Genomic DNA, 21,891 nt, shown 5'->3' on the forward strand with positions numbered 1-21,891 from the left:
CATTACGACAGCAAACGGGTCCGTTTTACCCGGTATTGCCCCCGCAGGCTCACGCCCCTACCCTGCCCCGTTCGCCTCCCCCGGGCAAGTTTTACTTGCATCGCACGGTCAAATCCCTTAATGGTTATGGCGTTACCTCAAGGACACACTCATGCACGCACCATTCTTTTTTGCTTTCTCGTTTATCCGGCCCTCATGAGGGAAGGCCCGTCGTCACGTGAAGCACTCGCGTAAACAGAAAGCAAAGACGAATCGAGCCTCCCCTAGCGGAGGTTTTTTTTTGCAGCCACCACAATCGATTACTTGGATAGGGAACCATCATGGCAACGCTCGACGAGATCAGACAAGACATCACCCAGTTGGATCAGGAGCTGCTCGCCCTGCTGGCCAAACGCAAGACCCTCAGCATCGAGGTCGCCCGCGCCAAGCAGGCCAACCCGCGCCCGATCCGCGACCCCCAGCGTGAGCAGGATCTGCTGGTTGCTCTGATCCAGAAAGGGCGTGTGCTGGGGCTGGACGCCCAATACATCACCCGCATCTATCACACCATCATCGAAGACTCGGTGCTCTCCCAGCAGGCCTATCTGCAGAGCCTGCTCAACCCGGAGCAGCAGGAGCCGATGACCAGCGTCGCCTATCTGGGACCACGCGGTTCCTACTCCAGCCTCGCTGCCCGCAAGTACCTGGCCCGCTACAAGGATCAGGTGATCGAAGTGAACTGCCAGAATTTCCGCGAGGTGCTGGATGCAGTGGAATCGGGCCGGGCAGCCTTCGGGGTGCTGCCCATCGAGAACACCAGCTCGGGCTCCATCAACGAGGTGTACGACGTGATGCAGCACACCAGCCTCTCCATCGTCGGTGAGCTGACCTACCCCATCGAGCACTGCATCCTCACCGCCGTGCCGACCGAGCTGGGCCGCATCAAGACCTTCTATGCCCACCCGCAGGTATTCCAGCAGTGCTCCCATTACCTCAGCAAGCTGGAAGGGGCACGCCACGAGATCTGCGACTCCTCCTCCAGCGCCATGATGAAGGTGAAGGAACTGGCAAGCCCGGAGGCAGCGGCCATCGGCAGCGCCGCTGGCGGCGAGCTGTACGGGCTGGACGTGCTGGCCGAGCAGCTGGCCAACCAGAAGGAGAACTACAGCCGCTTCATCGTGGTGGCGCGCAAGCCCATCGACGTGGCACCACAGATCCCGGCCAAGACCACCCTCATCATGTCCACCTCCCAGAAACCGGGCTCGCTGGTGGAGGCGCTGCTGGTGCTGCGCAGCAACGAGATCAACATGACCAAGCTGGAATCCCGCCCGGTGCAGGGCAACCCGTGGGAGGAGATGTTCTACCTGGATGTCTCCGCCAACCTGCAGACCCCGGCCATGCAGGCCGCGCTGATGGAGCTGACCAAAATCACCCGCTACATCAAGGTGCTGGGTTGCTACCCGAGCGAAGACGTCAAACCGACCGCCGTACCGCCGGTGCTGCTGGGCAACTAGCCAGCGCTGCAATCCGCCAGGCTGGGCGGCCGATACCGCCAATGAAAAAGGCGACCCACCGGGTCGCCTTTTTGTCGTCCATTCGCCTGAGATACGCCGTCAGAACTGGCCCGCCATCAACTGGTTGATGTTGTAGAGGGCGCGGGTATCGAGCTCCATCTCGGTGGCATAGGTGTTGCCACGGGGATAGGAAGCCACCACTCTGGCGCCGCGCACCATGCCGGCCACCGACACGTCCAGCGAGTTGGAGGTCTGGGTCAAGTCCTTGTAGCTGCTCTGGCCGCGCACCTGCTGGCCGTTGAGCTGTTCCGCCAGCTCCCGATAGGCATCCATCTTGGAGGCGCGGATGGCCTGCAGCATCTTCTCAGACTGGGATGGACCGGGCTGGATGTCGATCACCGCGTAGCCGACCGCCTTGAGCACCGGGAAATCATCCGGCTTGTTGTTACCGCCGCCATAGTTGACCACCCGATTGCCGCCGCTGCACGCCGTCAGCAGCAGGGCCAGCAGGCATCCGAACAGGATTTTCATTGCATCTACTCCTTGTCAGGGCGTCAGATTGACCAGATGGCCGCCGGGACGCGCCTGGCTGTCACGCATCAGGTAACCGCGGTTGATCGAGGCCCGACCAAACGAATTGTTGGCACCGAACAGGTATTTTTGCGGGATCAGGCTCTGGGCCGTGGTCTCCACCATCTTGGTACGCAGGTCGATGATGCGGGCATTGACCAGGATCCCCTGCTTGTTGCGGCTGAAGGTGCCGGTCAGGATGCGGGAGATGGGTAGCCGGGGGGAGAGATCCCGATAGTTGCGGCTCATCACGAAGTCCCCCTGCGGGGTGACCTTGATGCTGCCAGTCAGCTTGAAATCCACCACCACTTCTCCGCGCCGGTTCAGCTCATAGATAAAGCTCTCCTCGATCTGCTGCCCCATCCAGTTGGTGTCCTGCAGGGTATCGAGATCGACGAAAGAGGAGACCGCGATGGGTTCGGTCAGGGTGGAGAGCGACTTGCGCTCCATCAGCTGATCGGTCATGCGCGCCACCAGCCAGTTGAGTTCCATCCCCTGCGCCGCCTGACGAGGATCACCCTGCTCCCGGTTGATGGGGTCGGAGCCGCAGCCGGCCAATGCCAAGGCAAGCGCCAACGCCGTGATGAGTTTGTTCATGGATACCTTTCCTGTATCTGCACCTGACTTGTTATCGGTTCGACCGGCCAAAGCTTGAGCCGGGAATGAGGCATGGATCTTGCTAAATATTCGCGTGTGCTGTGCAACCAGCACGGTTCTGTGATCTGTATCGGCCGGCGACCTCGCTTCGACAGGGGTGAATCGCGCCGACCCGCATATTCAAGGTGCTTGTCATGAAATTACCGCTGCTGTTAACCCTGCTGCTGGCCAGTCTGTCGGCCCGGGCGGAGATCATCGAGGCGCAGGGCAGTGCCGCCATCCTGGGCGGAGACGAGGTCTACGCCCGCGAGCAGGCGACCCGCGATGCCCTGCGGCAGGCTCTGCTGGCCAGCGGCGCCGCCGTCTCCAGTATCCAGCGCTTGGAAAACGGCAGCCTGCGCTCCGAGCAGATCCAGATCCGTTCCGGCGGCGACATTCGCCAGTATCGGCTCAAGCGGGAAGAGGTGCGCAACGGCCGCATGTACATCACGCTGCAGGCCGACATTCAGGCCGAGCGCCAGATCTGCCAGACCCAGCACTACGCCAAGGATTTGACGCTGGTGCGGCTGCGGCTGCGCTACCCCGAGCAGGCGAGCTACGGCGCCCTCGACGACATGCCCGCCAACCTGTCACGCCGCATGTTCGAGGCCCTGGCCAACGCGCCGCAAGGGGTAGCCGTGCGCCAGTGGCTGGACGAAAACCTGCGCATCGACCCGCTCCACCTGCAACAGGGAGATCGCAGCGCCCTCGAGGAGATCAAGGCCCTCAGCCTGCGCACCGACAGCCAGTATCTGGTGCTCGGCAGCATTGACGATCTCTCCCTCGAGCCGCAGGGCAACCAGCTGACCAGCTGGTATGAAGACCCCATCCGCAACTTTCGCATGCAGCTCTATCTGTTCGACGGCATCAACGGCAGCCTGCTCGGCCGCAAGGAGTATCAGGGCCGGGCCAACTGGACCTTTGCCAAGCGGGATCAGGTGGGCAGCAGCAGCGGCCAGTTCTGGCAGTCGAGCTACGGCCAGGAGGTCAACTACCAGTTGCAGGAAGCGGTACAGGATCTGGTGGCACAGCTCAGCTGCGCCCCGGTCACCGCCCGGGTGGTCGGCCAGAACGAGCGCGGCCCCCACATCAATCTGGGCCGCCGCAACGGTGTCCGGCTCGGGGATCAGTTCCGCATCCAGCACGATGCCGATTTCATCGACCCCTACGGCAAGTCACGCATGATGCGCAACCCCGCCGACGGCCTGTTCGAAGTGGTGCAGGTGTTCGAGGATGGCGCCATCATCAGCAGCCAGAACAAATATTCGCCGTTTAACATCCAGATCGGGGATCTGGCAGTATTGGAATAAGAATCAAGGGTTTAAAAGGGAGCGGCTTCTTGTATAATGCCCGCCACAAGGCTCCCGTAGCTCAGTAGGATAGAGCGGTCCCCTCCTAAGGGACAGGCCACTGGTTCGACTCCAGTCGGGAGCGCCATACAAAACAAGGGGTTGGCATCATCATGATGCCAACCCCTTGGTCGTTTCAGGCCAAGGCCGCCATTCGGCCGATTGCGGGCACGTCGGCCGCCCCGCATCCCGCCACAAGCGTACCTGCCCGAACTAACCTGCCAGCCCCGTGGGGCCATCTCCCACAGCGACCAGAGTGAGCCTGACACCATGCTGGGCCAGCACCTCGCGGGCACTTTCGGGCAATTGCCCATCGCTGATGACCTGATCGATCGCTTCCCAGCCAACCACGTTGAAGGTACCCACCTTGCCGTATTTGGAGGAGTCACAGATAAGTATTCGGGTCGCGGCGGCCTCCACCACGGCACGCTTGACCGGCACCTTCTGCTCGCTGGGGGTGGAGATCCCCAGGGCATCCCAGGAGGAGGCCGACAAAAAGGCCACATCAAGATGCAAATTGCGCAGGAAGTGAGCGGTGGCCTCGCCAGCGCAGGACTGGTTCTCCCGAATGACCTGCCCGCCAGTGTGATAGAGGCGGCAACGGCCGTGCTCGATCAGGTAGGCGCAGACCATGAAGTCGTTGGTCACTATCATCAGATCTTCCCGCTGCGCCAGCTCCCGGGCCAGCTCGAGGGAGGTAGTTCCCGCATCCAGATAGACGGAGCTGCCAGGTGCCACCTGGGCTGCAGCACTGTACGCAATGGCGAGCTTGGCCTCCTGCATCAGGCTGCGCTTGGTGGCGTGGGAGGGTTCGCTCTTGATCCGTTCTGAAAGGCTCACCCCCCCTGACACGGAGATGACCCGCCCCTGATCTTCGAGCTTCTGGATATCGCGCCTGATGGTCATGTGGGAGACCTCCAGGCGCTCGGTCAATTCTGTGATGCTGACGGCACCGCGCTCGGCCAGCAGGTGCAGGATCTGTTGCTGTCTCTCTACGGGGATCATGGGCAATCCGTAACGCTAAAACGAGCGTCCATGTTACCCCAGCAGGATGGGAAGTTTTGATAAAAAAGCAAATCAAGGCTCACAATTCACAACAAATCACATAAGCACCTCTATTAAAGTCACTCAATCGGCTCTACACCTCTTTAATTAACAAAAATTAACACACTGAAAGTTAAATTTTGTGACACCTGCCTGATATTTCACCACCACAAGCCCCTACTATCGGTTCATTCGTTGTAATCGAGGAACTGACAGATGAGCAGACCCTATCACGTTGCCGTCATCGGCCTGGGCGCCATGGGCATGGGCGCCGCCCGCTCCTGCCTGCGGGCCGGACTCACCACCTATGGCATCGACCTCAGCGAGCAGGCCCGCAGCCAGCTGCAGCAGGCCGGTGCCGCCGCCGTCATGGCCGATGCCAGACCTCTGGCTGAGACCCTGGATGCCGTGCTGCTGCTGGTGGTCAACGCCACCCAGGTACGCAAGATCCTGTTTGGCGAGCACGGCCTCGCCACGCACCTCAAACCGGGCACTGCCGTCATGGTCTCTTCCACCATAGCGACAGAGGAGGCGAGCGCCCTGGCCGCCGAGCTGGCCGCGCTGGATCTGCCGATGCTGGATGCCCCCGTCTCCGGCGGCGCCATCAAGGCCGAGGCCGGCGAGATGACGGTGATGGCCGCCGGCGCCAATGCCGCCTTCGACAAGCTGGCCCCTGTGCTCGATGCGGTGGCCGGCAAGGTCTACCGGGTCGGCAGCGAACCGGGCCAGGGCAGCACGGTCAAGATCGTTCACCAGCTGCTGGCCGGCGTGCACATCGCCGTGGCCGCCGAAGCCATGGCGCTGGCGAGCCGGGCCGGCGTGTCCCTGGATCTCATGTATGACGTGGTGACCCATGCCGCCGGCAACTCCTGGATGTTCGAAAACCGCATGGCCCGGGTGCTGGCCGGCGACTACCAGGCCCGCTCGGCGGTCGACATCTTCGTCAAGGATCTCACCCTGGTAGCCGACACGGCGCGAGAGCTGCGCTTCCCGCTGCCGCTGGCGAGCACCGCCCTCAACATGTTCCTCGCCGCCAGCAACGCCGGCCACGGCCAGGAAGATGACAGCGCCGTCATCAAGATCTTCGACGGCATTACCCTGCCAGGCATGGAGGAGGCACAATGAAACTGGGCGTGATTGCAGACGACTTTACCGGGGCTACCGACATCGCCGGCTTTCTGGTGGAAAACGGCCTCGCCACCCTCCAGCTTGCCGGCATCCCGCCGGCGGTGGATCTCAGCGGCATCGATGCCGTGGTGATCAGCCTCAAGAGCCGCTCCTGCCCAGCGGGCGAAGCAGTTCGCGACTCGCTGGCCGCTCTCGACTGGCTCAAGGCACGCGGCTGCCCGCGTATCTACCAGAAGTACTGCTCCACCTTCGACAGCACGGCGGCCGGCAATATCGGCCCGGTCACCGATGCCCTGCTGGCGGCGCTGGAGAGCCGGTTCACCCTGATCTGCCCGGCCCTGCCGGTGAACGGTCGCACCGTCTATCAGGGCAACCTGTTCGTCGGCGCCCAGCCGCTGGCCGAGTCCGGCATGCGCCACCATCCCATCACTCCCATGACCGACAGCAACCTACTGCGATTGATGGAAGGGCAGGGCTCAGGGCGCGCCGGACTGGTGCCCTTCACCACCATAGCGCAGGGCCCCGCAGCCATTGCCGACGCCTTCGAGCAACTGGTGCGTGATGACGTGCGCTACGCCGTGGTCGATACCCTCACCGAGCAGCACCTGCTGGACATCGCCACCGCCGCCATCGAGATGCCGCTGGTGACCGGCGGCTCCGGGCTCGCCATCGGCCTGGCCCGGTTGCTCGGTAACGGCAATCCGGCCGCCGCCCGCGCCGCGGGAAGACCGCTGGGCACTCGCGCCGTGGTGCTGTCGGGCTCCTGTTCCGAGATGACCAATCGCCAGGTGGCCCGCTATCAGAAGGTGGCGCCAGCACTGGCCCTCGACGTGGCAGCTTGCCTGACGCAAGCCGACTACCCGGCCGAACTGGCACGCTGGGTTCTGGATCAGCCGGCAACCCCCGCCCCCATGATCCACGCCACCACCAGCCCGGACCGGCTGGCCGAGATCCAGGCCCGCCATGGCCGCGACCTTGCGAGCGAGGCGGTGGAGCAGTGCTTTGCTCGCCTCGCCGTACTGCTGCGTGCCGCCGGCATAGACAGTTTCATCATCGCCGGCGGCGAGACCTCGAGCCGCATCACCCAGTCGCTGGGTATTGCCGCCTTCCACATAGGCCCGCAGATCGCCCCCGGCGTACCCTGGGTTCGGGCTACCGATGCCCCACTCTCGCTGGCCCTCAAATCCGGCAACTTTGGTGACGAGACCTTCTTCAGCCGGGCACAGGAGTTTTTCCATGACTGAACAGGCACTACGCGACACCATGGTGATGCTGGGCGCATCCCTTTTCCAGCGAGGCTATGCCACCGGCGGCGCCGGCAATCTCTCCGCCAGACTGCCGGACGGCACCCTGCTCGCGACCCCGACCGGCTCCTGCCTCGGCCGGCTCGATCCGATGCGTCTCGCCCGGGTGAGCATGAGTGGCGAGCATCTGGGGGGAGATCGCCCCTCCAAGGAGGTAGCCTTCCACCTCGCCATCTACCACAACAATCCGGACTGCCAAGCCGTGGTGCACCTGCACTGCACTCACCTGACCGCCCTCTCCTGCCTGGAGGGACTGGATCCGGCCAACGTCATCCGTCCCTTCACCCCCTACTACGTGATGCGGGTCGGCCAGCTGCCGCTCATCCCCTACTACAAGCCCGGGGATGCCCGCATCGCCGAGGAGCTGGGGCGCCGCGCTCCCGAAGGCAACGCCTTCCTGCTGGCCAACCACGGCCCCGTGGTGACGGGCAAGGATCTGGTGGATGCGGTCAACAACATGGAAGAGCTGGAGGAGACGGCTCGCCTCGCCCTGCTGCTGCACGGACAGCGGATCCGCTACCTGAACGAATCCGAAGTTGATGAATTGAGGAGGATGAAACCATGAGCAAGTTTGCCGCCAATCTCACCATGCTGTTTACCGAGGTGCCGTTCCTGGAGCGCTTCGCGGCGGCCCGCGAGGCCGGCTTCGCCGCGGTGGAGTTTCTGTTCCCCTACGAGTGGCCGGCCGCCGAGCTGGGGCGCCAGCTGCAGTTGCACGGTCTCTCCCAGGCGCTGTTCAACATGCCGCCGGGCAACTGGGCGGCGGGGGAGCGCGGCATGGCTGCCATCCCGGGGCGGGAGGCAGAATTTCGCGCTCACCTGCCAAGCGTGCGCGACTACGCCCTGGCGCTCGGTTGCACCAAGGTGCACGCCATGAGCGGCATAGTCGACCCCGCTCATAGCCTCCCGGCCCACCGCCAGACCCTGATCGACAACATCCGCTTCGCTGCCGACTTTCTGGCCGCAGACGGTATCAGGGTGCTGCTGGAGCCCCTCAACGATCGGGACGTGCCCGGCTACTTCCTGGCTCACCAACTCGACGCCCTGGCCTTGGTGCAGGAGATAGACAGACCCAACGTGGGGGTGCAGCTCGACCTCTATCACGCCCAGATCATGGACGGGGATCTCACCCGTCTCATCGGCAAGCTGGGCCCGGCCATCGGCCACGTCCAGATCGCCTCGGTGCCGGATCGCCACGAGCCGGACGAGGGGGAGATCGCCTACCCGCACCTGTTCAAGGTGCTGGCGCAGGCGGGCTACCACGACTGGATCGGCTGTGAATACAACCCCAAAGGCAACACCCTGCAAGGCCTGACCTGGCTGGCACAACAATAACGACCCTACACACGAACGAGTCTGAGGATAGCAAGATGCAGATCATCATCACCGGCGGCGGCGGCTTTTTAGGACAGAAGCTGGCCCGTGCCCTGTTGCACAGTTCCTTACCTTTCAGCGAGCTGCTGCTGGTGGACATTCAGGCGCCACCAGCCCTGGCCGACCCACGGGTGCGCTGCCTGCAGGCGGATCTGACCGCCCCCGGAGTGGCCGAGTCCCTCATCAGCGAACGCACCGCCGTCGTCTATCACCTTGCCGCCATCGTCAGCAGCCACGCGGAGCAAGATTTCGATCTGGGCTGGCAGGTCAATCTGGACACCACCCGCAGCCTGCTGGAGGCGTGCCGTCACGCCCGCCCGGGCATCCGCTTCGTGTTCACCAGTTCACTGGCGGTCTATGGCGGCCCGCTGCCGGAGCTGGTGAATGACGGCACAGCCCTCACCCCCACCTCCTCCTACGGCGCCCAGAAGGCGATGGGGGAGCTATTGGTCAACGACTACAGCCGCAAGGGCTTCGTCGACGGCCTGGCGCTGCGCCTGCCCACCATCTGCGTGCGGCCGGGCAAGCCGAACCGCGCCGCCTCCTCCTTTGTCAGCAGCATCATCCGCGAGCCGCTGCAAGGGGAGAGCGCCATCTGCCCGGTGAGCCCGGATCTGCGCCTCTGGCTCTCCAGCCCCGCCACCGTGGTTGCCAACTTCCTGCTGGCCGCCACCCTGCCACAGGGGGATAACCGCAGCATCAACCTGCCCGGTATCAGCGTCACCGTCGGCGAGATGCTGACGGCGCTGACCCAGGCGGGCGGACAGGCGGCGCGGGATCGGGTGCAGTTTGCCGCCGATCCGGCCATCGAACGCATCGTGGCCAGCTGGCCGGGGCGCATCGACAACCAGCGCGCCAGCGCCCTCGGTTTCATGGCAGACAGGACGTTTGCCGACATCATCGACAGCTTCATCACCCATGACATGCAGGAGGCATCATGAGCGACATCCCAACCCCCATCATCGGTCTCATCATCGCGGTCTTCGTGCTGGTGTTTCTGGTCATCCGCACCCGGGTGCACGCCCTGATCGCCATGCTGGCGGCGGCCTGTATCGCCGGGATCACCGGCGGCATGAGCATCGACAAGACCCTCACCGTCATCACCCAGGGCTTTGGCTCCACCCTCGGCAGCATCGGCATCGTCATCGGCCTCGGGGTCATGATGGGTCGCCTGCTGGAGGTGTCTGGTGCCGCCGAGCAGATCGCCTACAGCTTCATCAAGTGGCTCGGCAAACGCCGCGAGGAGTGGGCGCTGGCCATCACGGGCTACATCGTCAGCATCCCCATCTTCGTGGATTCCGCCTTCGTCATCCTCTATCCGGTGGCCAAGGCGCTGGCGAAAAGTGGCAAGCGCTCCCTGCTCACCCTGGGGGTGGCGCTGGCGGGCGGCCTGGTGGTGACCCACCATACCGTGCCGCCGACCCCGGGCCCGCTCGGTGTGGCCGGCCTGTTTGGGGTGGACATCGGCGCCATGCTGCTGACCGGCATGGCCCTGGCCATCCCCTGCGTGCTCGGCATCGTCTTCTATGCCCAATGGCTCGACAAGAAATACCCCGAGTTCGGCGCCCAGGCTGCCCAGACCCCGGATGAGCTGCAGGTCACCTATGAGCAGTACCTCAAGGACAAGGAGGGCAAGACTCTGCCGAGCCTGACCCTGTCGCTGCTGCCGATCCTGGTGCCCATCGTGCTCATCTTCCTCAAGGCCATCTTCACCACCCTCGCCACCCTGGAGGGGATGGACGGCCTGATGGAGAACCCGCTGGTGCAGGGCATCAACTTCATCGGCGCCCCCATCATCGCGCTCGCCATCAGCGTGCTGCTGGCGGTCTACACCCTGGTGCCGCACATGGACAGGCACGCCACCGCCGCTCGCCTGGAAGAGGGGCTGCAGTCGGCCGGCATCATATTGCTGGTGACCGGTGCCGGCGGCGCGCTGGGGGCGGTGCTGCGCGACAGTGGCGCAGGCCAGCAGCTGGCCGAGCAGATCGCCCTGCTGCCCATCTCCCCCATCCTGATCCCCTTCATCGTGGCGACCCTGGTGCGCCTCATCCAAGGATCCGGCACCGTGGCCATGGTGACTGCGGCGTCCATCTCGGCCCCCATCCTGGCGCAGATCCCCGGGGTCAACATGTTGCTGGCCGCCCAGGCCGCCACCATGGGGTCGCTCTTCTTCGGCTACTTCAACGACAGCCTGTTCTGGGTGGTCAACCGGATGATGGGGATCTCGGACGTGAAGCAGCAGATGATCGTCTGGTCCATCCCGACCACCATCGCCTGGGCCATCGGCGGCACCGGCGTCGCCCTGCTGAACCTGATGTTTGGCTCCGGCGGTACCTGGTTCGACCCCGTGCTGCCGCTGCTGGTGCTGGCGCTCATCGTCTGGTACGTCAAGGGGCAGTCCCTGGCCCCGGCGGCAGAGGCCGTTCCGAGCCGGGAGTCATAACCCGCGCCGTCACGGCAACGCTGTGTGACGAGGGCCAGTCTGCTAGACTGGCCCTCTTTTTGTTCATTCATCTGCAAAGGAGTGTTGGATGTCTGCTGCTTCGTGGTGGGACAAGTCCACCGGGCTGGCGCTGCTGACCATAGTGCTGTGGGCCTCGCTGGCGGCGCTCACCTCCCGGGTTACCAGCGTGTCGCCGCTGGTACTGGTGGGGCTGGTGCTGTTCTTCTGCGGGGCGGGTGCCCTGCCATTCTGGCGTCAGTGGCGAGCTCGTCCGGTCAACTGGCTGGTGACCATCTGCGCCCTGCTGCTCTATCACCTGCTGCTGTTCATGAGTTTTCGCCATGCCCCCGTGCTGGAGGCGAACCTCATCAACTACCTGTGGCCACTGTGCATCATATTGTTCACCCCATTGCTGCTGCCGGGTCACCCGCTGCACGGTCGTCACCTGCTGGCCGGCGCCCTGGGCCTGGCCGGCTCAGTGCTGGTGATGGTGAACGGCGAGCTGCAGCTGCAACAGGCCTATCTGCCGGGCTATCTGCTGGCGCTGGGGGCCGCCATCGTCTGGGGCGCCTACTCGGTGCTGTCGCGCCGGCTGCCGCCGGCCCCGGCGGTGATGACGGCGGCGGCCTGTCTGCCCGCCGGGTTGCTGGCACTGCTGCTGGCCTGGCTGCTGGAGGGACCGCTGCCGGTGGCCCGCATCCCGACCGGTGACTGGGGCCTCATCATCGGGCTGGCACTCGGCCCCATGGGGGCGGCTTTCGTCACCTGGTATCTGGCGCTGCGAGACGGGGATCCGCGCCGGATCGGCGCGCTGGCCTATCTGACGCCGCTGCTGAGCACGCTGCTGCTGGTGCTGCTCAATGGTGAGCAGCTGACCCCCCGTCACCTGGTGGCCGGCGCCCTCATCATGGGTGGCGCCCTGCTCGGCATGCTGGGCAAGCCCCCTGCCCGCCAGCAGCAGGAAGCTCCCGCCCCACTGCAATAATCCAGTCCCCCTCGACAGTCAGCCCAGGCCGCCGGGCTGACTGTCATAAAAGCGCCATCTCTGCTGCTTAAGCTCACGCCGACGCCCATCGCCGTGGTTCAACAAGCAGGAATGCTGCCGTGAAAATTGCCCATTACGCCTCCCTATCTTCTCTCGCTCTGCTGCTGGTCGCCGCCGTGCAGGTCGGTGCCCTCTGGCACGGCTGGCAACAGCTCAACCAGGCCGAGCAGGCCCAATACCAGCACGAACGGCTGCAGCAGCGGCTCACCGGCACCCTGCAGGGCACCCTGCGCGACTACCTCGCCAGCGGCGATCCCCTGCGGCTGACCGAGGCCGAAGCGGTGCGCAAGCAGGCGCTTGCCCAGCTCGCCCAGCAGGATGTGGCGCTCACGGCCCAGTTGCGCAGCCTGCTCGAACAGATGGGTGCGCGCATCGACAGCGACTATCTGGCGGCCGGCAAGCTCTCCGGCAACAGCCAGTGGCTGCTGCAAAATGCCGAGAACGAGCTGACCGATCAGGCCAGGGCGCTGCTGCGTTATGGCCAGCAAGGAGCAACGGGGAGCGACCCGGCCAGCGCCGAGCGCTATCGCCAGCTGGCCGGCGACCTGCTGGCAGCCCTGCCGGGGCTCGCTCACCTGCGCCAGAACTACATGGAGCAGGCCAGCCCCAAGCTGCTGGAAGGGTTGCAGTTTGAGCTGGCGGCCCTGCAAAAACAGGCCGAGCAGCTGGCGGCCCTGCCGAGTTTGGATCTTTTCGAGGCGCCTCCCGCCGATGAGTTCACCCTGGGGGAGCCGGAGCGCAAGGAGCTCGGGGATCTGCCCAAGGCCGAACTGCTCTCGCTGCTCAAGCGCTACCCGCAGGAGCTGGAGAACAGCCGCAAGGCGCTGCAACAGCAGCAGGCGGGCCGTCTCGCGGTGCAGCAAGACATAGGCCAGATGCTGCAGGCCACAGGCCAGATGGGCAGCGAACTGGCCGCCGCCCGCCAGGCGGTCAATCAGCGGCTGGCCGCCATCCTCGGCAGTCTGGCGCTCTGTCTGGTGCTGGTCGCCCTGCTGTTTGCACTGGTGCAGCGCCGCTGGCTGGTAAGGCCATTGCTGCGCCTGCGCGCGGCCTTTCTGCAGCTCGACGAGACCGGGCAGGCCGAGACCCTGCCAGAGGGGCGCGAGCGCAACGAGCTGGCCGACATCGTCGCCAGCTACAACCGCCTCATCCTGCGGCTGCAGCAGGATCAGCAGCAGAAAGAGGGTCAGCTGTCGGCGGTATCGCAAAGCCTGCAGGGGATGGTCAACCAGGTGCAGGAGATCCATCACAGCACCCGCACCACGGAGCAGGCGGTAGACGAAAGCGATCTGATGATGAGCGAGCTGAACCAGCTGGCCGGCGAGGTGCATCAGGTGGCCGCCGAGATAGCGCAGCACGCCCAGCACAACGAGCACTCCATGAGCCAGAGCGAGCAGCTGGTGGGCGGCATGTTGCAGGCCACCGCCCAGACCGGGCTCGCCATCGACGAGAGTGGCGGCGCCCTGGCCCAGCTCAAGCGCTCGGTGGAAGATGTGACCGCCATCGTCGACGTGATCGGCCACATCTCCCAGCAGACCAACCTGCTGGCGCTCAACGCGGCCATCGAGGCGGCACGGGCCGGTGAGCAGGGGCGCGGCTTTGCGGTGGTGGCCGACGAGGTGCGCCACCTCTCTGCCGATACCCAGCGCTCCCTCGGCCAGATCACCGAGATCCTGACCAGACTCACCCAGGCGGGGGAGCAGCTCGGCACCGTACTGGCGCGCATCACCGCAGAAGCCTCCGCCCAGCGCCAGCAGGCGGAGCAGCTGCGCCAGACCACCCAGGCGGTGCGGGAGATGGCGCGCAGCACGGCGGTCATCGCCCTGCAGGGGGCCGACAACGCCAAGAGCCAGGAGCACAAGCTGGCCAGTTTTGCCGATCTCATCGGCCGCATCAGCCAGCACGCCCGCCAGGGCAGCCGCCTCTCGGTGCAGGTGTCGGAACACATCCACCACCAGGCCAGCCAGATCCCGCGCATCCTCGGACACCAGGCCTGAGCCGTGCCGGTTTAGCCGGCGCCTCCCTACCCGGCCCCTGCCATCGCGCAGGGGTTTATCTTTTTTTGTGGCACAAAATTATCTGTTATCCGCGGGTTAACGAAGAAAGATCCCTCTGCGGCGTGCGATCCGTCCGGATCGGCCGGAAATTTCATCTGAAAACGTTGTCATCACCGATATCAGCGGGCTGGGAGTGTCCACAGCAAGCGTCATGATTATTTGCACTCGGTCATATTTTTGAAACTTGGTGGGAACTTTCCATTGATATTTCGCACCGCGAACGTACTCTTGGATTGTCCGATAGCCAAGGATCGGAACACAAAAAAACAAACTATGTGATGAACAGAACTGCACCACCGCAGATGTGCCAAGACGTCGCGGCCGCAGCCGACATACTCGAACTTTTTGCCCTTCGGGGTCTTGATTGCAATGCCAATACCGAGCGGCGGGCGCTTGCCTGACTGCCGGACAAAAAAAGCTAAGTCCATAAAATCAGGAGCAATACAAAATGGAAAAAGTGATCTTCAAACGTGCCGCATTGAGCGCAGCCATCGTCGCTGCCATGCTCGCCCCCGGTATGGTGTTGGCTGCCGACGAAGCCGGCCCCACCTATGCAGCCGCCGCCAGCAAGTTCTATGAAGAAGGCAAACTCAACGGTGGTCTCTTCTACTTCCAGCGTGACCGTCAGCGTATCGACGGCGACCCCACCGCCAAGAACAAAGAAGGCAAGTACCAGTCCAACCTGAGCCACGCCACCACCCAGGCTTCCCTGAACTTCAACTCCGGCTACGCCTGGGACGTGGTGGGTATCGATGTGGGCGGTTTCGGTGCCTATGACCTGGCCGTGACCGAGAACCACCCGGTCAACCAGGAGAACGAATTCTCCTTCGCCGGCAACAAATGGGGCGAAAACTACAAGGACGGTTCCCCGGAAGGCGGCTTCAGCCTGGCCAACGCCTCGCTGAAATTCAAGGCGCTGGACGGTGCCCTCACCGCCAAGGGTGGTCTGACCCAGCTCTACGTACCGGGCGTGATCGGCGTGAACTGGTCCTATCAGCCGGGTACCTATCGTGGTGGCCAGATCGAGGGTAACTTCGGTGGCCTCTACCTGACCTACGCCATCGCCGACGAGTACAAATCTCCTTGGTACAAAGAGACCCAGAAGTTCTCCCGTGCCAAGGCATGGATGGATCCGTTCGCCGATGAAAACGTCATCGACTACATCCAGGGTGTCGCCGCCCGTTACACCTTCGAGAACGGCACCGCCATCACCGGTTCCTACGGTAACTCCGAAAACTACATGGACAGCTACCACTTCAAGCTGGCCCATAAATTCGACGTGCTGAACGGTCTCTCCACCAGCTACCAGTTCTACGGTTCCGACACCAAGACCTATCAGAAGGGTGGTGCCGACATCGAGACTTACGACGGCCTGGCATGGCAGCAAGCGCTGACCGCCGCCTGGGGCATGGGCCCGTACGGCTTCCGTCTGGAAGGTCTGTGGACCAAGGCCGAGGGTAACGAAGGCAACTACCTGCCCCGTCTGACCCGTGGCTACGGCAACTCCCAGGGCGCGAACGAAATCTGGTGGGACTCCCGCTCCGACTGGAACGCCAACAACGAGAAAGCGCTCTACTTCGGCGTGACTCGCTCCCTGGATGACCTGGTGGGTGCACCAGGCTGGTCCGTCGGTGTCTCCGGTGCCTACGGCTGGGATATCCAGAAAGGCGACGGCACCAAGGCCACCAACGGTGAAGATACCGAATGGGCAGCCAACTTCGACGTCATGTACACAGTGCAGGATGGCAAGCTGAAGGGCACCCTGTTCAAGCTGCACTACACCGATTACAACAACGACATCAGCCAGAGCGGCGGTTGGACCGAATACCCCAACATCTTCGCCTCCGAGAAAGACGTCAAGTTCCACATCATCATGCCGTTCACCATCCTGTAAGCAGGTGGCTAAACTTAGCAAACCGGGCCAATTGGCCCGGTTTTCTTTTTTCTGATCAGCGGGTTAACATGCAAAACCGCAGGTGCTTCTGCCTGCTCCGTCACCACAAGGATCCGCCCATGTCCCGCTTCGTTCTGATCACCGGCTGCTCCAGCGGCATCGGCCTGGCCGCCGCCAAGGCGCTCGGCCAGCACGGCTACACCGTCATCGCCTCCGCCCGCAAGGCCGAGGACGTGGCGCAGCTGCGCCAGCTGGGTTTGCTGGCAGTCGAGCTGGATCTGGCCAACGAGGCCAGCATAGAGCGGGGCGCGGCCGAGGCGCAGGCACTGGCCGGCGGCCGCCTGTATGGCCTGTTCAACAACGGCGCCTACGGCCAGCCCGGCGCGCTGGAGGATTTGCCCACCCAGGCGCTGCGCGAACAGTTCGATACCAACCTGTTTGGCTGGCACCACCTGATTCGCCAGCTGCTGCCGGCCATGCTGGCGGCCGGCGAGGGGCGCATCGTGCAGAACAGCTCGGTGCTGGGGCTGGTGGCCATGAAGTATCGCGGCGCCTACAACGCCAGCAAGTTCGCACTGGAAGGGTATACCGATACCCTGCGCCTGGAGCTGGCCGGCAGCGGCGTGCAGATCAGCCTGATCGAGCCGGGTCCCATCGACACCCGCTTTCGGGCCAATGCGCGCGCCGCCTTCCTGCGCCACATAGAGCTCGCCGCCAGCCGCCATCAGGCCGCCTACCAGCAGACCCTGAGCCGGCTGGAGCGTGAAGGGGGAGCCCGTGGCTTTACCCTGCCAAGCGAGGCCTGCATTGCGCCGCTGCTGCACGCACTCGGCAGCCCGCGCCCCAAACACCGCTACCCGGTCACCTTCCCGACCCGGCTGTTCGGGGTGCTGCGCCGCCTGTTGCCCAGTCGCCTGCTCGACCGGATCCTGGCCAAGTCGGCCTGACGGCGACCGCCTCGCCACCCGGCACGCCTGCAAGCAGCCTTCAGCCAGGGGCGACGACGCGCATCGTCGCCTCTCGTCTCATCCACACCAACCGCCACCAGAGTGCAGCGCCAGAGTGGCTTGAATCAGCCAAGCCGCCATCCCTGGCAGTCCCGCTCAGTAGTGTTGGCCGTTGCTGTAATAGCAGCTCTTGACAATGGGCAGCACCTGCACCACCACATAGGTCTGCTCCCCCAGCACCGCTTTCAGGTGGCGGGTGATCAGCGCCGCGGCCGCGTCCTGCAGCTCCTGCGGGCGTTCGAACCAGACCAGCTCGACGAACGGAAAACCGGCCTCGACCTCCCCCTCGCGTACCCAATGGCTGTCGACGCTCTCCAGGGTGACGAACTCCGGTTTGCCCCCGGTGAGGGCACAGAGATCCGCCAGCAGGGGGGTGCTTATCTGCTTGAGGGTGTCGACGGAGACGGCCCGAAAACGAAGATGGGGCATGGGAAAACCTCTTGGCTGTGACAAATGAGGACTTATCATAGGGGTTATTGTGACGAAGAGAAGCCATCCGCTGATATAAGGTGCCCCATGAGACTCCATCGCCTGCTGCTCCCCTTCCTGCTCTGCCTGCTGCTGCCGCTGAGCGCCTTTGCCGACCCCGCCTTCTATAAGGTCAGCAAGGGCGATCAGCAGCACTGGCTGCTGGGCTCCATCCACGCGGGCAAGCCCTCGCTCTATCCGCTGCCCGACCCCATCGAGCGAGCCTGGCTGCAGAGCCGCGCCCTGGTGCTAGAGGTCGACCTGACCCACATCAGCCAGCAGCAGTGGCAGGAGATGGGGGCCATCACCCGGCTGGTGGACGGCAAGACCCTCAAGGAGCACGTGCCGCTCGATCTCTACCGGCGCACCATCATCGCCGCCGGCCAGAACGGCCTGACCGAGAACATGCTGGCCCCGCTGCGCCCCTGGTTCGCCGCCATCACCCTCACCCAGGCGGCGCTGGAGCGCACCAACTTCAGCAGCGCGCTCGGGGTGGATCAGCACTTCGCCAAGCAGGCCGGCGACAGCGGCAAGCCCATCATCGGCTTCGAGACCCTGCTCGAGCAGCTCGGCTACCTCGCCAGCGTCGGTGACAACCAGACCCTGATGCTGGAGAGCACCCTGGACGAGCTGCCCGAACTAGAGCGCGGCTTTCGCGAGGTGATGAAGGCGTGGGAAGAGGGGGACGAGGCGACCCTCATCAACCTGCTCAAATCGGAAATGGCGCCACCCAAGCTGCAGGCCTGGCTGGAGCAGACCCTGCTGGCGGAGCGCAACCACAACTGGCTGAAGAAATGGTCCACCCTGCCGAACGAGAGCTTCATCGTGGTAGGAGCGCTGCATCTTTACGGCGACCAGGGCTTACTCGCGTTGCTGGAACAACAGGGCTGGCGCATCACCCCGCTCACCGAGCCGGGTCCGCGCAAGCAGCCCCGCCAATAAGGCGCAGGCGGGGCCACATCGGCCCCGTCAGGGTCTTTATATGGGAGGGCGCTCACAGATCAGGCTGCCGATTTAATAACCACAGAAGGACTTGATCGAGATCATCTCTTTGCTCCCAAAGAGGTATCTATCATGCCTGTCATCAATGGGATGACTGGAGTGCATGAGATGGAATTTTGGATGAACCTGATGTTCGGCAACAGCGTGGGACTGATGTCCATGTTGGTGATTATCGGTACCTTCCTGCTGATCAGTTCCTACGCGGCCTATTTCATCTACAAGGTGATGAACGCCAAGCCGCCGAAAGAGGGCCAATAAGCCTGCGTCAGGCGATCCCCGATCGCCTGATCCCACCCTTGCCTCCCCTTTGCTCACGGGCTGAGCAACCCGGCGCCACCAGCGCGCCCGCCACTTTCAGATCCGCCCCCGCCCGCTATAATGGCCGCTCATTCCACCTGCGGGGAGCCTGCCGTGTCTCATAACGACGAACTCTCACTGTTTCGCAATGAAGTGGCCGATGTGCGCCCCATTCGCAACGACCATATCCGCCTCCAGACGGCGGGCAGCAGCCCGACCGACGCCCAGCTGGCGCGGCGCCAGGCCGCCACCGCCGAGCAACTCGCCCTGGATCACCTCAGCATGGAAGCGGTCGAGATGCTCGATCCCCACGCCATCGTCGGCTTCAAGCGCGACGGGGTGCAGGAGGGGGTCTACAAGAAGCTGCGACTCGGCAAATACGAGCTGCAGGCGAGCCTGGATCTGCACCAGAAGACCCTGAACGAAGCGCGCCAGAGCCTGGTGCAGTTCATTGCGGATTGCGAACTGCGCGACATCCGCTGCCTGCTGATCCTGCACGGCAAGGGGGAACGCAGCACACCGCGCGCCCTGCTCAAAAGCTATGTCAGCGCCTGGCTGCCGCAACTGCCGGCGGTGATGGCCATGCACAGCGCCGAGCGTCGCCACGGCGGCGGCGGTGCCCTCTACGTGCTGCTGCGCAAGAGCGAGCGCAAGAAGGCAGAGAACCGCGAACGCCACCAGAAACGGCTTGGCTGACTGCCTGAGGGTGGCACCAGGGTGGATGGCAGTGCTAGCATCGGGCGGCCCCGATCATGCCAGGTACGGGGTGCATACCATCAGGGACGATAACAAGGACAATCCCATGTCATATCAGAAACTTGAACAACATCAGCAACAACTGCACCGGCTCTCCCACCTCTCGGCCATCTGCGGCTGGGATCAGGCCGCCATGATGCCGGAGGGGGGCAACGAAGCCCGCGCCGAGGCCATGGCCGAACTGGGGCTGCTGATCCACCACAAGCGCACCGCCCCCGAGCTGGGCGACTGGATTGCCAAGGCCGAGAGCGAGCCGCTGGATGAGCTCCAGCGCGCCAACCTGCGCGAGATCAAGCGCCACTGGCAGGATGCCAGCCTGTTGCCCGGGGATCTCGTGGAGGCGCTGTCGCTCGCCGGCAGCAAGTGCGAGCACGCCTGGCGCCGCCAGCGCAAGGAGAACGACTGGGCGGGCTTTGCACCCAACCTCACCGAGGTGGTGACACTCTCGCGCGAGGTGGCTCGCCTGCGTGCCGATGCGCTGGGGGTGCGCCCCTACGATGCCATGCTGGCGCTCTATGAGCCGGGCATGACCAGCGCCCGGCTCGACGAGATCTTCGGCGATCTGACCGGCTGGCTGCCAAACCTGATCCAGACCGTGAGCGAGCAGCAAAAGCGCGAATCCGTGCTGATCCCGCAAGGCCCCTTCCCCATCGCCGCCCAGCAGGCGCTCGGCCAGCAGGTGATGGGGCTGCTCGGCTTCGATTTTGCCCACGGCCGGCTCGATGTGAGCAGCCACCCGTTCTGCGGCGGGGTGCCGACCGACGTGCGCATCACCACCCGCTACAACGAGCAGGAGTTCGTCTCCAGCCTGATGGGCATAGTCCACGAAACCGGTCACGCCCGTTACGAACAGGGCTTGCCGCGCCAGTTGCTGGGCCAGCCGGTGGCCGAGGCGCGATCCATGGGCATTCACGAGAGCCAGAGCCTGTTCTGCGAGATGCAGCTCGGCCATGATCCCGCCTTCCTCACGCTGCTGGCACCGCACATTCGCGCCCACTTCGGCGAGCAAGAGGCGTTGGCGCCGGCGAACCTGGTCAAGCTCTACAACCGGGTCGAGCCCGGCTTTATCCGGGTCGATGCGGACGAGGTGACCTACCCGGCCCACGTCATCCTGCGCTACGAGCTGGAGCGCGACCTTATCGAGGGACGCATCGAGGTGGCAGACATTCCCGCGCTGTGGGACGCCAAGATGCAGCAGTGGCTGGGACTCTCCACCCAGGGCAACTACCAGAATGGCTGCATGCAGGACATTCACTGGACCGACGGCTCGTTCGGCTACTTCCCGAGCTACACCCTCGGCGCCATGTATGCCGCGCAGCTGCGCTTCGCGCTCGAGCGGGAGCTCGGCAACATGGGCGAGCTGATCGCGGCGGGCCGCCTGCCGGAGATCTTCGCCTGGCTGGGTCGTCACATCTGGTCCCAGGGCAGCCGCTACGGCACGGACGAACTGGTCAGCCGTGCCACCGGCGAGGCGCTGAACCCGCACTGGCTGCGCCGCTATCTGGAGCAGCGCTATCTGAAGTAGGGCCAGAGCGCCCGCCAGCAGATAACAAACGGGGCCTCGCGGCCCCGTTTTTCATGGCAACACGGCGCGTCAACGCCCGTCCGGCACGCCGACAAACTCGCGCAGCTGCAGGATGTTGCCCTCGGGGTCGAACGCATTGCGCACCACGAAACCGGGGCCGGACCACTGCTGCGGCAGCAAGCCGCCACCGAGATCGGCCGCCTTCGCCTCCGCCCAGGCGAGGCTCGGCACGGTAAAGAACAGCTTGATGGCGCCCTGCTCGCGCAGCTGCGGCGGCGTGGTGATGACCACCTGCTCGGCATAGAGGGCGGGGATTGCGTGCAGCAACAGCTGGATGTCGGCATTTTCCTGCACGATCAGCTCGTCACTCTGGCTGCGGATCTCCATCTGCAGCAGGGTGCGATAAAAGTGGCTCAGCAGGCCGGGATCCCTGGCATAGATCAGGGCGCCGGCACGTGCGGGTCCTGGCATGGCTCTCTCCTCCTTGGATGTTGTTATC

21 protein-coding genes, 1 tRNA gene and 1 other annotated feature are annotated in these 21,891 nt (G+C 64.2%); of the genes, 17 read left to right on the top strand and 5 right to left on the bottom strand.

All coding sequences use genetic code 11. The features are described from left to right. Positions 1 to 147: 147 nt before the first annotated feature. Positions 148 to 282 (top strand) — a sequence feature (Phe leader region). A gap of 38 nt (positions 283 to 320) precedes the next feature. Further along, complete coding sequence (gene pheA, locus AACQ43_RS05010) at positions 321 to 1,493, top strand: prephenate dehydratase (protein ID WP_011705019.1); 1,173 nt, start codon at positions 321 to 323, stop codon at positions 1,491 to 1,493. Positions 1,494 to 1,592: 99 nt separating this feature from the next. On the opposite strand, the gene AACQ43_RS05015 is transcribed toward pheA, so the two are convergent. Next, on the bottom strand, positions 1,593 to 2,024 hold the full coding sequence (locus AACQ43_RS05015) for an LPP20 family lipoprotein (RefSeq protein WP_011705018.1): 432 nt from the start codon (positions 2,022 to 2,024) through the stop codon (positions 1,593 to 1,595). 15 nt (positions 2,025 to 2,039) lie between these two features. Then, a complete protein-coding gene (locus AACQ43_RS05020) occupies positions 2,040 to 2,660 on the bottom strand; it encodes a FlgO family outer membrane protein (protein ID WP_016349807.1) in 621 nt (206 codons plus the stop codon). Between the two features lie 194 nt (positions 2,661 to 2,854). Between AACQ43_RS05020 and AACQ43_RS05025 the strand changes: the two genes are divergently transcribed. Then, positions 2,855 to 4,009 (top strand): flagellar assembly protein FlgT, encoded by a 1,155-nt coding sequence (locus AACQ43_RS05025; protein ID WP_029303764.1) that lies wholly within the window; start codon positions 2,855 to 2,857, stop codon positions 4,007 to 4,009. A gap of 50 nt (positions 4,010 to 4,059) precedes the next feature. Beyond that, a tRNA-Arg gene (locus AACQ43_RS05030) sits at positions 4,060 to 4,136 on the top strand. A 125-nt stretch (positions 4,137 to 4,261) separates the two neighbouring features. Here AACQ43_RS05030 and AACQ43_RS05035 read toward each other — a convergent pair. Then, positions 4,262 to 5,053, bottom strand: a complete 792-nt coding sequence (locus tag AACQ43_RS05035) for a DeoR/GlpR family DNA-binding transcription regulator (protein WP_168966266.1) — start codon at positions 5,051 to 5,053, stop codon at positions 4,262 to 4,264. Between the two features lie 255 nt (positions 5,054 to 5,308). Between AACQ43_RS05035 and ltnD the strand changes: the two genes are divergently transcribed. From ltnD to AACQ43_RS05085, 10 genes are all read left to right on the top strand, one after another. Next, the gene (ltnD, locus tag AACQ43_RS05040; protein WP_076362299.1) at positions 5,309 to 6,217 is read left to right on the top strand and encodes an L-threonate dehydrogenase; all 909 of its coding nucleotides are present in this window, start codon (positions 5,309 to 5,311) and stop codon (positions 6,215 to 6,217) included. Beyond that, positions 6,214 to 7,464 (top strand): 3-oxo-tetronate kinase, encoded by a 1,251-nt coding sequence (gene otnK / locus AACQ43_RS05045; RefSeq protein WP_168966268.1) that lies wholly within the window; start codon positions 6,214 to 6,216, stop codon positions 7,462 to 7,464. Before ltnD ends, otnK begins: the two co-directional genes overlap by 4 nt. Further along, positions 7,457 to 8,089 (top strand): 3-oxo-tetronate 4-phosphate decarboxylase, encoded by a 633-nt coding sequence (otnC, locus tag AACQ43_RS05050; RefSeq protein WP_076362297.1) that lies wholly within the window; start codon positions 7,457 to 7,459, stop codon positions 8,087 to 8,089. The genes otnK and otnC overlap by 8 nt, the downstream gene beginning before the upstream one ends. Continuing rightward, the gene (gene otnI / locus AACQ43_RS05055; RefSeq protein ID WP_168966270.1) at positions 8,086 to 8,859 is read left to right on the top strand and encodes a 2-oxo-tetronate isomerase; all 774 of its coding nucleotides are present in this window, start codon (positions 8,086 to 8,088) and stop codon (positions 8,857 to 8,859) included. The genes otnC and otnI overlap by 4 nt, the downstream gene beginning before the upstream one ends. Positions 8,860 to 8,894: 35 nt before the next feature. Further along, positions 8,895 to 9,839, top strand: a complete 945-nt coding sequence (denD, locus tag AACQ43_RS05060; protein WP_168966272.1) for a D-erythronate dehydrogenase — start codon at positions 8,895 to 8,897, stop codon at positions 9,837 to 9,839. Then, positions 9,836 to 11,341: a GntP family permease gene (locus AACQ43_RS05065; protein WP_168966274.1), complete on the top strand. Its 1,506-nt coding sequence runs from the start codon at positions 9,836 to 9,838 to the stop codon at positions 11,339 to 11,341. The genes denD and AACQ43_RS05065 overlap by 4 nt, the downstream gene beginning before the upstream one ends. Positions 11,342 to 11,429: 88 nt before the next feature. Next, entirely contained in the window at positions 11,430 to 12,326 is an 897-nt protein-coding gene (locus tag AACQ43_RS05070; protein WP_168966276.1) for a DMT family transporter, read from the top strand. Between the two features lie 119 nt (positions 12,327 to 12,445). Continuing rightward, entirely contained in the window at positions 12,446 to 14,383 is a 1,938-nt protein-coding gene (locus tag AACQ43_RS05075; protein ID WP_168966278.1) for a methyl-accepting chemotaxis protein, read from the top strand. Positions 14,384 to 14,891: 508 nt separating this feature from the next. Continuing rightward, entirely contained in the window at positions 14,892 to 16,337 is a 1,446-nt protein-coding gene (locus AACQ43_RS05080; RefSeq protein ID WP_011704981.1) for an OprD family outer membrane porin, read from the top strand. A 119-nt stretch (positions 16,338 to 16,456) separates the two neighbouring features. Continuing rightward, positions 16,457 to 17,284 carry an SDR family oxidoreductase gene (locus tag AACQ43_RS05085; protein ID WP_168966280.1) on the top strand — a complete coding sequence of 276 codons (828 nt, stop codon included), beginning with the start codon at positions 16,457 to 16,459 and terminating at the stop codon, positions 17,282 to 17,284. Between the two features lie 156 nt (positions 17,285 to 17,440). On the opposite strand, the gene AACQ43_RS05090 is transcribed toward AACQ43_RS05085, so the two are convergent. Beyond that, the gene (locus tag AACQ43_RS05090; protein ID WP_135320445.1) at positions 17,441 to 17,773 is read right to left on the bottom strand and encodes a DUF1904 family protein; all 333 of its coding nucleotides are present in this window, start codon (positions 17,771 to 17,773) and stop codon (positions 17,441 to 17,443) included. Positions 17,774 to 17,860: 87 nt separating this feature from the next. Here AACQ43_RS05090 and AACQ43_RS05095 point away from each other — a divergent pair, with 87 nt between their 5' ends. The 4 genes from AACQ43_RS05095 (at position 17,861) to AACQ43_RS05110 (ending at position 21,392) form a co-directional block, all read left to right on the top strand. After that, positions 17,861 to 18,754, top strand: a complete 894-nt coding sequence (locus tag AACQ43_RS05095) for a TraB/GumN family protein (protein WP_168966282.1) — start codon at positions 17,861 to 17,863, stop codon at positions 18,752 to 18,754. Positions 18,755 to 18,886: 132 nt separating this feature from the next. Further along, on the top strand, positions 18,887 to 19,072 hold the full coding sequence (locus AACQ43_RS05100; RefSeq protein WP_011704978.1) for a DUF3149 domain-containing protein: 186 nt from the start codon (positions 18,887 to 18,889) through the stop codon (positions 19,070 to 19,072). A gap of 153 nt (positions 19,073 to 19,225) precedes the next feature. After that, complete coding sequence (smrA, locus tag AACQ43_RS05105; protein WP_029301641.1) at positions 19,226 to 19,807, top strand: DNA endonuclease SmrA; 582 nt, start codon at positions 19,226 to 19,228, stop codon at positions 19,805 to 19,807. A 106-nt stretch (positions 19,808 to 19,913) separates the two neighbouring features. Further along, positions 19,914 to 21,392, top strand: coding sequence for a carboxypeptidase M32 (locus AACQ43_RS05110; protein WP_168966284.1), 1,479 nt, complete (start codon positions 19,914 to 19,916; stop codon positions 21,390 to 21,392). Between the two features lie 69 nt (positions 21,393 to 21,461). Here the strand turns inward: AACQ43_RS05110 and AACQ43_RS05115 are convergent, their stop codons facing one another. Beyond that, positions 21,462 to 21,863 (bottom strand): VOC family protein, encoded by a 402-nt coding sequence (locus tag AACQ43_RS05115; RefSeq protein WP_168966286.1) that lies wholly within the window; start codon positions 21,861 to 21,863, stop codon positions 21,462 to 21,464. Positions 21,864 to 21,891: the final 28 nt, after the last annotated feature.

This window comes from Aeromonas sp. DNRA1, from assembly GCF_963888745.1.
In the GTDB taxonomy this organism is placed as follows: domain Bacteria; phylum Pseudomonadota; class Gammaproteobacteria; order Enterobacterales; family Aeromonadaceae; genus Aeromonas; species Aeromonas hydrophila.